Origin of the sequence: Pseudomonas sp. (assembly GCF_049300855.1) — a bacterium.
In the GTDB taxonomy this organism is placed as follows: Bacteria; Pseudomonadota; Gammaproteobacteria; order Pseudomonadales; family Pseudomonadaceae; genus Aquipseudomonas.
Genome location: NZ_JBAQKH010000042.1, coordinates 312,097 through 326,056 on the forward strand (window position 1 = coordinate 312,097; position 13,960 = coordinate 326,056).

Below are 13,960 nucleotides of genomic sequence, written 5' to 3' on the forward strand. Positions count from 1 at the left end.
GTGCGTATTTCATTCATTGCGTCGCATAAAACCTGATCAAACCTGCAAAAGCTGTTTTGTCATTGCCATCGAAGTATCCAAGGAATGCCCGGTACGCTGCAGCTTGTTGAGCAAACTGGCGCCCAGCCACAGCTGATACAGGGTTTCCGCCAAGTGTCGGGCATCGCCATGAGGCAGGCTGTTTTGCGCCTGGCCTTGTTCGATGCACTCAGCGATACGCGCCACCACTTGCTCGGCGCCATCGCGCAAGGTGAGGCGCATCGCCTCGGACAAATCAGCGACTTCAGCACTGAGTTTCACCACCAGGCATTCATCGCCATGCCCTTCCAGCGTGCAGCGATCCTGCCAGCCCTGCCAGTAATCCATCAGCCGCTCATAAGCCGTCAGCCCCGGCAGCGTCAGGCGTCGTTCCATGTCGGCGAGGTAGCCGACAAAGTAATCCGCGAGCAAGGCCTGGCCGTACAGCTCCTTCGATTTGAAGTAGTGATAGAACGAGCCCTTGGGCACGCCGGCGGTTTGCAGGATCTCGTTGAGGCCGACACTGGTGAAGCCCTTCTCGGCCATCATCCGGTGGCCGGTGTCGAGCAAGTGTTGGCGGGTGTCGTCGTAGGTCGGTTTCATGGGGCGCAAATTACCAGACAATAGACCAGTCGTATATTTCACAGGATGGCGAGTTTGCCACACCTGCCGAGGAAAAACCTGCACTCGAAAAAATTACTAGACGACTGGTCTAATTGGAATCTATGCTGCGCCCCGTCAACCGCTTTTCCGGGTGTCGACGTCAGGCGAATCCCTCGCCCGGCGAGTCCACCTGATCAATCCAGGGTGCTCTATGAAAATCTTGATGGTTTTGACTTCACACGATCAACTCGGCAACACCGGCAAGAAAACCGGCTTCTGGCTGGAAGAATTCGCCGCCCCCTACTTCGCCTTCAAGGACGCCGGTGCCGACATCACGCTGGTGTCGCCGGCCGGCGGTCAGCCACCGCTCGACCCGAAAAGCGACGAGCCTGGTGCGCAGACTGCCGAGACCGATCGCTTCCGTAACGATCCCGCAGCACAACAGGCACTGGCCAATACCGGACGTCTGGCGGATGTTCGCGCGGACGACTTCGATGCGGTGTTTTACCCAGGCGGTCATGGTCCACTGTGGGATCTGGCTGAAGACCCACGCTCGATTGCCTTGATCGAAGCCTTCGCCCGCAGCAACAAACCCCATGGCTTTGTCTGCCACGCGCCGGGCGTGTTGCGGCATGTCGTGACGGCAGACGGTCAACCGTTGATTGCCGGTCGCGCGGTCACCGGTTTCACCAATTCGGAAGAGGCAGCCGTCGGCCTCACCGACGTCGTGCCGTTCCTGATCGAAGACGAGTTCCAGCGTCTCGGCGGTCGTTACTCGAAAGTCGCTGACTGGCAGGTGCACGTGGTCACTGATGGACAACTGGTCACCGGTCAGAACCCTGCCAGCTCCGCCGCAGTGGCCGAACAACTGTTGAAGATGCTCGGCTGATACAGCACCCAAATTTTTTTCCATCGTTAATAGTCGACCGGTCTAATAAACCAGTCGACAAGGTATTTGCATGAACCACAGCAGCTATTTCCAACCCGCGACACTCGGCTTGCACACCCTGAAAAACCGCATCGTCCTGCCACCCCTCACCCGCCAGCGCAGTACGCAGCCGGGCAATATTGCCAATGAGTTGATGGCTGAGTACTACCAGCAGCGTGCCGGCGCAGGTTTATTGGTGACCGAGGGCACGCAGATCGAACCGCGCGGCCAGGGTTACGCGTGGACGCCGGGCATCCACACCGCCGAGCAAATCGCCGGTTGGCGCAAAGTCACCGAGGCTGTGCACGCGGTGGACGGCGTGATCTTCGCGCAACTCTGGCACGTTGGCCGGGTGTCCCACACCGCGTTGCAACCGGATGGCGCGGCACCGGTGTCGGCCTCCGCCGTGGCCACCGACCGGGTCAGTGTTTTCATCGAAACCGCGCCGGGCGCCGGTGCACTGGTACCGCCTTCGGCGCCGCGCGCGCTGAGCACCGATGAAGTTCAGGAACTGGTCCAGTTGTATATCCAGGCCGCACGCAATGCCATGGATGCCGGTTTCGACGGCATCGAACTGCATTGCGCCAACGGTTATCTGGTCAACCAGTTCATTTCGGCCCACAGCAATCTGCGCACCGATCAGTACGGCGGTTCGCTGGACAACCGCCTGCGCTTTTTGCGGGAAGTGGTGGCCGGTGTTGCCGAGTGCATCGGCAAGGAAAAAGTCGGCGTACGTTTTGCGCCGCTGTTCACCACCACCGATGAGGCGCGGACTTACCTGGGCATGGTCGAGGAAGACCCGCACACCACCTACATCGAAGCGATCAAGATTCTGCAAGACGTGGGGATTGCTTATCTGTCGATCGCCGAAGCCGATTGGGACAACGCGCCCGCCATGCCGCAGACCTTTCGCCAGGCCGTGCGCGACACGTTCAGCGGCGCGATCATTTACGCCGGGCGCTACACCGCCGAGTCCGGCGCACAGTTGCTCGACTCCGGGCTGGCCGATTTCGTCGCGTTTGGCCGGCCGTTCATGGCCAACCCCGATCTGCCGGCGCGCCTTGCCAATGACTGGCCGTTGAATGCACTGAACCCGGCGACGGTGTATGGCGGCAACGCCGAAGGCTACACCGACTACCCCGCTTATCCCGGCTAAGCCTTCCCACCCAGCGTAGAGCGCTCCCGCACAGTGGGGGCGTTCATCAAGCACGCCCCGCCATCGCCCTGAATCGCCCCCTCCCGGCTAGAAAAAACCTATACACAGACTACAATCTGTACAAGTATCTGGAATTAACACTTAAACGTCCACTTGGCAGCCTGCTGCTCTTACGCTGAATTCGTGAAATGAACAAAACCCGTCGGCTGTGCCTGGTTCTGGGTGACCAGCTCTCTTTTGATCTGGCGTCATTGACCGATCTGGATGGCGAGCACGACCATGTGTTGATGGTCGAGGTCATGGAAGAAGCCACCCACGTCGCCCATCACCCGCAGAAGATCGCGCTGATCTTCAGCGCCATGCGTCACTTCGCTCAGGCGCTTCAGAGCCAGGGCATCCGTGTGCATTACGTGACCCTCGACGATCCGCAGAACAGCGGCTCAGTACCCGGCGAGCTAAAGCGCTGGCAGGCTTTATTGCAGGCGAGCGAAGTGCACATTACCCAGTGCGGAGACTGGCGCCTGGAGCAATCGCTCAAGGCGTGTAGCTTGCCGATCCATTGGCACGCCGACGGCCGCTTCCTGTGCAGCCGCGATGAGTTTAGCGCTTGGGCCTCGGGCAAAAAGCAGTTGCGCATGGAGTTCTTCTACCGCGAGATGCGCCGCAAAAGCCGCCTGCTGCTCAACGGTGACGGTACGCCGGTCGGCGGCGCGTGGAACTTTGATGCCGACAATCGCAAAGCCCTGCCCAAATCCGTCAAGGCGCCCTACCCGGCCGGTTTTGCCAACGATGCAATCACCCTCGAAGTCCTCGCCCTGGTCAAGCAACGCTTCGCCAGTCACTACGGCAGTCTGGATGATTTCAACTATCCGGTGACACACGCCGACGCGCAAAAACTCTGGGCGTACTTTCTCGACTACGCCCTGGCCGGGTTCGGCGATTATCAGGACGCCATGGCCAGCGACGAGCCGTTTCTGTTCCACGCACGCATCAGCGCGGCACTGAACATTGGCTTGCTCGACCTGCGCCAACTCTGCAGCGATGTTGAGTCGGCCTATTGGTCTGGCAGCATTGCGCTGAATGCTGCCGAAGGCTTCATTCGCCAACTGATCGGCTGGCGCGAATACGTCCGTGGCGTGTACTGGCTGCACATGCCCGAGTACGCCGAGGGCAATGCATTCGCCAATCAGCGGCCGTTGCCGGAGTTCTACTGGACCGGCGCAACCCAAATGAATTGCATGCGCCAGGCCATCGGCCAGAGCCTCAAACACGCTTACGCTCATCACATCCAGCGCCTGATGGTGACCGGCAATTTTGCCCTGCTCGCCGGCATCGCGCCGAAGCAGATCTGTGAATGGTATCTGGCGATTTACATGGACGCTTTCGATTGGGTCGAACTGCCCAACACCCTCGGCATGGTCATGCACGCCGACGGCGGCTACCTCGGTTCCAAGCCTTATTGCGCCAGCGGCCAGTACATCAACCGGATGTCCGACTACTGTCGCGACTGTGCGTACTCGGTGCGTGAAACCACGGCCGACAACGCCTGCCCGTTCAACGCCCTGTACTGGCATTTCCTGATGCGCCACGGTGACCTTCTGCGCGGCAACCAGCGCATGGCCATGATGTACAAAAACCTCGATCGCATGCCGCCAGCCAAGCAACAGGCTCTGTGGCAACGCGGCCAACGCTTGCTCGACACGCTGGATAACGGCGAAGCGTTATGACAACGCATGCGCACCTGGCCCGCGTGCAACTTAAACAGGCCACCCCGGGTCAATGGCTCACAAAGCTTGTGAAGCAGAGGGCTTGAAACACGCCAATTGAACGCAAGCCAACCATCAACGCATGAAGGGTGAACATCCTGAAACAGCTTACTCGCGAGGAGCTTGAGTCTGAGGTCACGCGCCTGCGTCTGGCCGTCAAGGCGACCTGCGACGCCGTCTGGGACTGGGATCTGAAAACCAATCAGGTCGTCTGGAACGACTCGCTGCAACAGGCGTATGGCTACGCGTCAGACGCCATCGAGCCGACGTGTGATTGGCGCTTTGCGCAGATTCACACGCAGGATCGCGCGCGCGTGACTACCTCGATTCGCTCGGCGATCGACGGCTCCGGCACGACCTGGAGCGCTGAGTACCGTTTCCTCTGCCACGATGGTTCATATGCCGAAGTGCTTGATCGCGGACATCTGATCCGCAATGCCGATGGCCAGGCCGAACGCATGATCGGGGCGATGCTTGACCTGACTCGCTCGCGCAGCGCCGAAACCGCATTGCGCCGCAGCGAAGAACGTTTCAGCACCATTCTGGAAACCATCGAAGCCGCATTCGCCATCGTCAAAGTCAAATTCGATGCTGACGACCACCCCATCGACTATTGCTTCGTCGAGGCCAACCCGGCGTTCGAGCGTCAGGCCGGGGTCAACCTGCGGGGCAAGTGGGTCACCGAGTTCGCACCCAACCTGGAAAAATTCTGGTTCGAGACTTACGGTCATGTGGCCAAGACCGGCGAGCCGGCAAACTTCGAGAACTACGCCAATACCTTCGAACGCTGGTTCGATGTGCGCGCCGTGCGCGTTGGTGACCCGGCCGATCGGCAGATTGCGATCTTCTTCAGCGACGTCACCGAGCGCCGCGACGCGCAAGAGCGCTTGCGCGTCAGCGAAGCGATCGCTCGGGAAAACATCGAACGGGTCCAACTGGCCCTGGCCGCCGGCGCCATTATCGGCACCTGGCACTGGCACTTGCCCAGCGATCGTTTCAGCGTCGATGAGGCCTTCGCGCGGGTTCTCGACCTCGATCCTGCCTGGGGTCTGGACGGTCTGAGCCTGGAGCAAGTGGTGATGACCGTTCACCCGGACGACAGGAAAGGACTCACAACCGCCATCAACGAAGTCATTGCCCGTGGAGGCGCCTATTCGCACCAATACCGAGTGCGCGGCGCGGATGGCCAATACACCTGGATTGAAGCGAACGGCCGCGTCGAGTGCGCCGAAGACGGCACGCCTTTGCGTTTCCCCGGCGTGCTGATCGATGTCGAAGAGCGGCGTAACGTCGAAGCCGAGCGCGACCGGGTCACCGCCGCGTTAAAAGCCCTCAATGACACATTGGAACAACGCGTCTCGGCGCGCACCGCCGATCTGATGCAGGCCGAAGAAAAGTTGCGGCAATCGCAGAAAATGGAAGCCGTCGGGCAACTCACCGGCGGTCTGGCCCATGATTTCAACAACCTGCTGGCGGGCATCTGCGCATCCCTTGAGCTGATGGAAAAACGCATCGCCCAAGGTCGCCTGAACGACATCGACAAATACATGCTGATCGCCCAGGACGCGGCCAAACGCGCCACTGCCCTGACCCACCGCCTGCTGGCATTCTCCCGCCGGCAGACCCTCGATCCACGGCCGACCGAAATCAACGCGCTGATTGCCGGCATGACCGAACTGATCCAGCGCACCGTCGGCCCGAGCATTCGCCTGAAGACGGTGGTTGCCGCCGATCTGTGGCCGGCGCTGGTCGATGCCAGTCAACTGGAAAACGCCCTGCTCAACCTGTGCATCAACGCCCGCGACGCGATGCCCGATGGCGGCAGCATCACCGTCGAAACCGCCAATCGAACCATGGATGCTGAATCGGCGCGCTCAAGGGAGATGCCCGCAGGGCAATACCTGTGCCTGTCGGTTGCCGACACCGGTACCGGTATGAGTGCGGAAGTGATCGCCAAGGCGTTCGACCCGTTTTTCACCACCAAACCGCTGGGCCAGGGCACGGGCCTTGGGCTGTCGATGATCTACGGTTTCACCAAGCAATCCGGCGGGCAAGTGCGCGTGCAGTCGACCGTGGGTCAAGGCACCATCATCTGCATTTACCTGCCGCGCTACCTCGGCGAAACGCAGCGCAATCACGATGACGCGCAAAGCTCGGCAACGCCGCAAACCAAGGCCGGCGCAACCATCCTGATCGTCGACGACGAACCCACCGTTCGCACGCTGCTCAAAGACGTGCTGCACGACCTCGGCTACAACCTGCTCGAAGCAGGCGACAGCGTTGAGGGACTGGAAGTATTGCGATCCAGCGCGCACATCGATTTGCTCATCACCGATGTCGGCTTGCCGGGCGGCATGAACGGCCGGCAGATGGCCGATGCGGGCCGACAAATCAGGCCGAGGCTGAAGACCTTGTTCATCACCGGGTACGCGGAAAACTCAGTGATCGGCAACGGTCAGCTCGGCCCGGGCATGCAGGTGCTGACCAAACCGTTCGCCGTCGACACCCTGGTCTCACGGGTCAGTAGCCTGTTGTCTATCGACTTCGAATAAGGGCTGCGCAGCAGACGTCATGAACCGGTTGCGTCCTGCTGTTTTTGCTTGATACAGCGCCTGATCGGCGCACTCGATCAGCGCCTGCACCGGCACCAGCTGCGCACCGCGCGCAGCGGCAATGCCGATGCTCAGGCTCACCCGGGCCACGGGACTGTTGGGGTGCGCGATGTTGGCGTGTTGCAAGCGCTCAATAATCAACTGCGCCACCACCGTCGCGCCGTCACTGTCGGTATCGGGCATGATCACGGCGAACTCTTCACCACCGTAGCGCGCCACCAGGTCCGATGGCCGCCGCACACACTCGTCCAGCACGTGGCCGACGGTCTGCAGACAGGCGTCACCGGCAACATGACCGAGCGCATCATTGAACCGCTTGAAATAGTCGATATCGATCATCAGCAAGGCCAGCGATGAACCGTCGCGCTGTGCCCGACGCACCTCTGTGGCGAGGGTCTGGTCGAAGCAGCGCCGATTCGCCAGACCGGTCAGCGCATCTTTCATGGCTAACAACTCCAGTTGCCGATTGGAGCCGAGCAACTGCTGCTGAGCGATGCGCAGTTCGCCTTCAACCTGGGTGCGGCGGCGAATATCGACGATCAAGAACCAGCCGATCAGACCGGTGAGCCCCAACAGCCCCGCCACCACCACCGCCGACAACAGCGCCTCCGTGCGCCAGGCCGTGAGCGCTTCGTACTTGCCGATGGCGACTGTGGTGATCAGTGGCAGTTTTTCACTCTTGCGGAAGGCGTAGAGGCGTTCGACGCCATCCAGGCTGGAGGAATAGGACGCGGTGCCGACCGATTGATCGACCAGGTACTTGGCGTAGATCGGCGACTTGGAAAAGTTGCGGCCCATGTCCTGCTCGCGAAAGGGATAGCGCACCAGCAGCGTACCGTCGGTATAGGACAAGCCGATCGCGCCGTCCTGGCCAATGTCGAGTTTGCCAAACAGGCGCAGAAAGTTTTCCACGCCCAGGGTCACGGCCACGACCCCGGCAAACTCGCCGCGATCATCATTGAAACGGCGGCTGACGGTGATCACCCATTCCTGATTGGAGCGGCTGCGGATGGGAGGCCCGATATAGGGCTCGCGGCTCGGATCGTCGCGATGATGAATGAAATAGGCCCGATCACTGCTGTTGGCGCCCACCGGAATCGGCCGGTTCGACGACATCAGCCAGTGGCCATGGCGGTCATAGATGGTGATACCGCTCAGCTGCGGCATCAGCGGTTGCTGGCGGTTGACCAGTGCACTCAGGCGCTGGATCTGCGCGGGACCACTGCCTTCGGTCTCCAGGCGTTCGACCAGCCCGAGCAACAGCAGCGAACTTTGCCGGACAATGCCTTCGGAATAGGTCTCGAGTGCCTGGGTCAGGTTCAACCCGTGCACGTTGACTTCCTCCAGCGCGCGATCGCGCGAAGACAGCACTTTCCAGATGGTCAGCGACGCCAGAGAGCAGCCGATGACCAGCAGCAAGAGGATGACGAGGTGGGTATCACGCTTCACGAAAGTACCTAATGGAAAGTCCGGTTTCCCGTTCCGGCCGTTACTGATTCAAGGCAATAACAGCGGTCGTATGTCCTCGACCGGCGCAAGGATACAAGTAGCGCATTGAACGCGCAGCAACCGCGTGGCGGAATGTCGTTTTCAGGCCCTCGGTGATGTTTCGCAACCACACGACGGCGGCCTGCAACGTGTATCCAGCCTGAAGAACATCGACCCACAGCCAAAAATTCAGCCTGACGTGCAGACAAAGCAAAAGCCTGCTTTTTAGGGCAGGCTTTTGTTTGGCTCGCGTCAGCTTACTTCTGCTGCGCCGTCAGCGCTGAGTAGCTGTTCATCAGGTTGCGGTAGTTAGGAATCCGCTGCGACAGCAGATTACCCAAGCCTTCAATGTCGTTGCGCCAGTCGCGGTGCAGCTCACATGCCACCGAGAACCAGTTCATCATCTGTGCGCCCGCCTGAGTCATGCGACTCCACGCGGCTTGCTGCACCGTGGTGTTGAAGGTGCCCGACGCATCGGTAACCACAAACACATCGAACCCTTCCGCCAGTGCCGACAGAGTCGGGAACGCTACGCAGACATCCGTCACCACGCCAGCAATGATGATCTGCTTGCGGCCGGTGGCCTTGATCGCCTTGACGAAGTCTTCGTTGTCCCAGGCGTTGATCTGACCTGGGCGAGCGATGTACGGCGCGTCCGGGAACATCTCTTTCAGCTCTGGCACCAGCGGGCCGTTCGGGCCTTGTTCGAAACTGGTGGTGAGGATGGTCGGCAGTTCGAAAAACTTGGCCAGATCGGCCAGGGCCAGCACGTTGTTCTTGAACTCGTTCGGCGAGAAGTCCTGCACCAGCGAAATCAGACCGGTCTGGTGATCGACCAGCAGCACGATGGCGTCGTCTTTGTTCAGGCGGTTGTAGGTTGGAGTGGTCATGGTGGGCGTCCCTTTTCGATGTTGGAAGTTGTTGTTGCGTTCAAGTTGGGTACAGATTACTGACGCATCGAAAAGGGATAAATCGGCTGAAACGCGTTTCACCGTCAACCAGAACAGGACAATTCAGCGACAGGGTTTTCAACATTCAACCTTGAGCCCGGCAGAGGCGCGGTTATGAGCTAATAACACCTTCATTAAACCGTCGCTCAAACGTTGTACTAGGATAGGATCCAAGTCTGCGGTGTTTTGTCGATCAAGGAGATCGTCGACGGAGCTGCAGACGTCTTGAATTAACGCCTCTCAGGGATGACACGCACATGAATTCACACTTGTTCCCCCACATCGGCAAGGTCATCGCAAGTACCGGCAGCCGGCACTTTCCGCGCATGCTGCATGACCTGATCCTGACGCAACTGGCGGTCGACGCCACGCACATCCGGCAGATGCGTGTCGAACCGGTGGGCCGCGCGTCGAGCCGCAGTGAGCCAGAGCCGCTGAAAGAACAGGCGCTGCTCGCCGAAACGGTGTTTTCCGAACACAGTGCGGCGGCCCACCATTTACCGAATCCGCCGGTCGCGAGCAGTACGGACGCCTCGCAACTGCACCTGACCCGGCGCAAGGACGGCTACCGCTACGTGATTTCGGTGTACCGCAACGGCGAATCCCAGCGCTTTTCCGCGCAGGAGCGCAGCCTCTTGCAGGACATATCTCCGGTGCTGTTGCCGATGGTCGAAAAACACATCCACGCCCTGCAACCGGCCAACCCTGACGCACATAACCAACCCGAGACAGCCGAGGGCACGGGCCTGGAAACCTTGCGCCTGCGCTTCGACGAACGTCTGGTGCAACTGGGGCTGAGCCTGTCGAACCGCGAAACCGAGGTGTGTGTCGGCCTCCTCGCCGGGCGCACGGCGCCGGAACTGGCTGAACAATTGGCGTTGAAGGTCAACACCGTGGAGAGCTACCTGAAACGCGCGGCGATCAAGTTGGGCATCAGTGGGCGGCATTCGTTGATGCGCTGGATGTATTCGCCGCTGGAGACGTCGGCGTCGAGTGCGGCGTGACAGACGTGGGTTTTGTGGGCTGCTCTGGATCGCTACCCCCTCACCCCAGCCCTCTCCCCCAAGGGGGGCGAGGGGGAAAGGGAGCCGATCTCGGTTGGATTCAAACCTGAGTTCTACGTGAGAGCCGATCTTTGTGCTGTTCAAAACCTGAGTTCGGCTCGGTAGTTCACGTCGGTGCATCTTCAGCAAACACCGCGGTCAGTCCCCTCTCCCTCCGGGCGGTCCGACGTTTCGGGAGGGTTAGGGTGAGGGTCCGCTTTTAATCCCGCGCCAACGCCTCAATCGGATCAAGCCGCGAAGCATTCCGCGCCGGCACAAAGCCAAACACAATCCCGATCAACGTCGAGCACACCACCGCCGTCAGCACCGAGGTCAGCGAGAACACCATTTCCCATTCCTTGATAAACACCGAAAACAGATGCCCAATCGCATACGACAGGGAAATTCCGATCGCCCCGCCCAACAGGCACACCATCACCGCCTCCACCAGAAACTGCTGACGAATGTCCGACTGCCGCGCGCCCACCGCCATGCGGATGCCAATCTCCTGCGTACGCTCGGTCACCGACACCAGCATGATGTTCATCACGCCAATCCCCCCCACCACCAGCGAAATCACCGCAATCAGCGACAACAGCAACGCCAGCGAGCGGCTGGTTTTCTGCACGGTCTGCAAGACGCTGTCGAGGTTGTTGGTGAAGAAATCCTTGCTGCCGTGGCGTTGCAGCAACAGTTGCGTGACGTGTTCTTCCACCACTTTGCTCGGCTGACCGTCCTTCATGCGCACGCTGATGCTGTCCAGAAAACGCTGGCCCAGCACCCGCCCGGCCGCCGTTTCGTAAGGCACCCAGACATTGAGAGTCTTGCCCGAGGCAAACAGGCTTTTATCCTGCGCGGCCACGCCGATCACCGTGCACGGCAGGTTGCCGATCAGGATCACCTGGCCCAACGGATCAACATCCTGGCCGAACAGACGCTGACGGGTGTTGTGATCGATGACCACCACCTGCGCCTGGCGCCGCGCATCGCTTTCACTGAACGGGATACCGGCGGCCATCTTGATCCCGCGCACTTTGAAGTACTGATCGCTGACGCCGTTGACCTGCGCATCCAGGTCGATATTGCGATAGCGCAGCAACAGACTGCGGCCAATCATCGGCGTGGCGCTGTCGACGTAGTACAACTGATTCAGCGCGGTGACGTCGGCCGGCGTCAGGGTTTCGATGGAAGCGGCGCGTTTGTCGCCGTAACTGCTGCCGGGATAGACATCGATGGTGTTGCTGCCAATCGCGGCGATGTCCTTGAGCACGTAATTCTTCGCGCCCTCGCCCACCGCCGATATCGACACCACGGAAGTGATGCCGATGACGATGCCGAGCATGGTCAGCAAGGTGCGCATGCGATGGGAAATCAACGCCACCCAGGCCATGGCGAACGCCTCTTTGAACAACCCGAGACTGGCAACAAGACGCCGTGACGCGGTGGCTCTCGGCGCCACAGGCTCATCGCTGAGCAGGTGCGTGGTGTCACGTTCGTTGGCGCGGTCGCTGAGGATTTCACCGTCGCTGACTTCGATGATGCGCTCGGCGTTGGCCGCGACTTTCGGATCGTGGGTCACCAGAATCACCGTGTGTCCGGCCGCGTGCAGCTCCAGCAGGATGCGCATCACCTCTTTACCACTTGCGGTATCGAGGGCGCCGGTCGGCTCGTCGGCGAGGATCACTTCGCCGCCGTTCATCAAGGCGCGGGCGATACTCACGCGCTGCTGCTGACCGCCGGAAAGCTGGCTCGGCCGATGCGTCAGGTGCCCTTCCAGACCCAGTCGCGCCAGCAGTTCACGAGCGCGGGCATGACGTTGCAGTTGCGGCGTGCCGGCATAGATCGCCGGCATCTCGACGTTGTGCATCGCGCTCAGATGCGGCAGCAAGTGGTAACGCTGGAAGATGAAACCGAAGTAGTCGCGGCGCAGTTCGGCCAGCGCCTGATTGTCCAGAGCGCGGGTTTCCTGACCGTTGATCCTGTAGCTGCCAGCCGTGGCGTAATCGAGGCAACCGAGGATGTTCATCAGGGTCGATTTGCCCGAGCCGGAAGCGCCGATGATCGCCACCATTTCTCCGGCATGGATCGTCAGGTTGATGTTGTTCAGCGCGAGAAATTCGCGGTCGCCGGCGGTGAAGCTGCGGGTGATGCCGTTCAGTTGCAGCAGTGGCTCAGTCATGCTCAGGCCCCCGCCACAGGGGTCAGCGGATCACCGATGACCACGCGATCACCTTCAGCCAGACCCTCATTGATTTGCACTTTGACGTTGTTGTTGATCCCGGTCTGCACATTGCGCGACTGCGCGTGGCCCTTGGCATCCAGCACCCTTACAGGGAAGCTGCCATCGGCATTACGCGGGCCGAGCGCCGCCACCGGCACGGTCAGCACTGCCTTGGCAGTATCGAGGATGATTCGCACCTGCGCGGTCATCGAAATGCGCAGGCGATGGTCGGGATTGGGCACCTCGAACAAGGCGTTGTAGAACACCGCGCTGCTTTGCTTCGGCGTACCGGCGGGCGGCGTTTCAAGAAAGTTCTGTGGCGCCGGATCGGTGCCGCGCAATTTCGCGTAGTAGCGTTTGTCCTCGCCAAGAATGGTGAAATACACCTCTTGCCCCGGCGCGATATGAATCACATCGGCCTCGGACACCTGCGCTTTCACCGTCATGGTGTCCAGATCCGCCAGTTTCAGCAGGACCGGCGCCAGTTGGCTGGCGATCACCGTCTGGCCTTCCTGCGTGACCACGCCGACCACGTCGCCATCGATTGGCGCGACGATGCGCGTATACGCCAGATTGACCTTGGCCGTGTCGATCTGGATATGCGCGCTTTTGATCTGCGCATCCAGCGACATCAGGTTGGCCTGCTGCACCTGATAGTTCGACTCGGCGGTTTCGAAATCCTGGCGCGAGATCGACGCGTCATCCTGCAAGTTTTTGTAGCGCTCGTAAATCGCTTTGGTCTGCCTGAGTTGAGCCTGGGTGGCGCGTTTTTGCGCTTGCAGGTTTTCCTCATCGACCTGCGCCTGACGCAGGGTGTTCTGCAACACCAGCGGGTCGATTTCCGCCAGCCATTGCCCCTTTTTCACCTTGTCGCCGACCTTGACCTTGAGCGACTTCAATTGCCCTGACACCTGCGCACCAACGTCCACTTGCTTGATGCCTTCGAGCAACCCGCTGGCCAGCACCGCGTTTTCGATGTCACTGCGTTCAACCGGGGCGGTCAGGTATTGCGGCGCCTCGGCCGGTGCCTGCACCGCGTAGAACGCCAAACCCGCTACAGCCACAAACGCCAACCCCATACCGACTTTGCGCAACTTCGACTTTTCCATAAATGACCACAAGTCCGTTCAGGATTGAACCCGGCCAGCGGCCGGGCTCTGGTAGATAAACAACAA

Annotated in this window: 10 protein-coding genes; 5 read left to right on the forward strand and 5 right to left on the reverse strand. The window is 60.4% G+C overall.

What is annotated here, in order from left to right; all coding sequences use genetic code 11:
• Positions 1-36: 36 nt before the first annotated feature.
• Positions 37-621, reverse strand: a complete 585-nt coding sequence (locus tag WA225_RS22785) for a TetR/AcrR family transcriptional regulator (RefSeq protein ID WP_422609722.1) — start codon at positions 619-621, stop codon at positions 37-39.
• Between the two features lie 211 nt (positions 622-832).
• Here WA225_RS22785 and WA225_RS22790 point away from each other — a divergent pair, with 211 nt between their 5' ends.
• The 4 genes from WA225_RS22790 to WA225_RS22805 all read left to right on the forward strand — a co-directional run bounded on the left by WA225_RS22790 (position 833) and on the right by WA225_RS22805 (position 7,023).
• A complete protein-coding gene (locus WA225_RS22790; protein ID WP_422609723.1) occupies positions 833-1,510 on the forward strand; it encodes a type 1 glutamine amidotransferase domain-containing protein in 678 nt (225 codons plus the stop codon).
• Between the two features lie 70 nt (positions 1,511-1,580).
• Positions 1,581-2,705 (forward strand): alkene reductase, encoded by a 1,125-nt coding sequence (locus WA225_RS22795; protein ID WP_422609724.1) that lies wholly within the window; start codon positions 1,581-1,583, stop codon positions 2,703-2,705.
• 188 nt (positions 2,706-2,893) lie between these two features.
• Entirely contained in the window at positions 2,894-4,432 is a 1,539-nt protein-coding gene (locus tag WA225_RS22800; RefSeq protein ID WP_422609725.1) for a cryptochrome/photolyase family protein, read from the forward strand.
• Positions 4,433-4,560: 128 nt separating this feature from the next.
• The gene (locus tag WA225_RS22805; RefSeq protein ID WP_422609726.1) at positions 4,561-7,023 is read left to right on the forward strand and encodes a PAS domain-containing protein; all 2,463 of its coding nucleotides are present in this window, start codon (positions 4,561-4,563) and stop codon (positions 7,021-7,023) included.
• Here the strand turns inward: WA225_RS22805 and WA225_RS22810 are convergent.
• Positions 6,985-8,532 carry a sensor domain-containing diguanylate cyclase gene (locus tag WA225_RS22810; protein WP_422609727.1) on the reverse strand — a complete coding sequence of 516 codons (1,548 nt, stop codon included), beginning with the start codon at positions 8,530-8,532 and terminating at the stop codon, positions 6,985-6,987. The genes WA225_RS22805 and WA225_RS22810 overlap by 39 nt on opposite strands.
• A gap of 296 nt (positions 8,533-8,828) precedes the next feature.
• Positions 8,829-9,461 (reverse strand): isochorismate family cysteine hydrolase YcaC, encoded by a 633-nt coding sequence (ycaC, locus tag WA225_RS22815; RefSeq protein ID WP_007916011.1) that lies wholly within the window; start codon positions 9,459-9,461, stop codon positions 8,829-8,831.
• Between the two features lie 317 nt (positions 9,462-9,778).
• Between ycaC and WA225_RS22820 the strand changes: the two genes are divergently transcribed.
• On the forward strand, positions 9,779-10,525 hold the full coding sequence (locus tag WA225_RS22820; protein ID WP_422609728.1) for a helix-turn-helix domain-containing protein: 747 nt from the start codon (positions 9,779-9,781) through the stop codon (positions 10,523-10,525).
• A 259-nt stretch (positions 10,526-10,784) separates the two neighbouring features.
• On the opposite strand, the gene WA225_RS22825 is transcribed toward WA225_RS22820, so the two are convergent.
• Together WA225_RS22825 and macA are read right to left on the reverse strand one after the other, a co-directional pair.
• The gene (locus WA225_RS22825; protein WP_422609729.1) at positions 10,785-12,743 is read right to left on the reverse strand and encodes a MacB family efflux pump subunit; all 1,959 of its coding nucleotides are present in this window, start codon (positions 12,741-12,743) and stop codon (positions 10,785-10,787) included.
• A 2-nt stretch (positions 12,744-12,745) separates the two neighbouring features.
• Positions 12,746-13,894 (reverse strand): macrolide transporter subunit MacA, encoded by a 1,149-nt coding sequence (gene macA, locus WA225_RS22830; RefSeq protein WP_422609730.1) that lies wholly within the window; start codon positions 13,892-13,894, stop codon positions 12,746-12,748.
• Positions 13,895-13,960 lie beyond the last annotated feature (66 nt).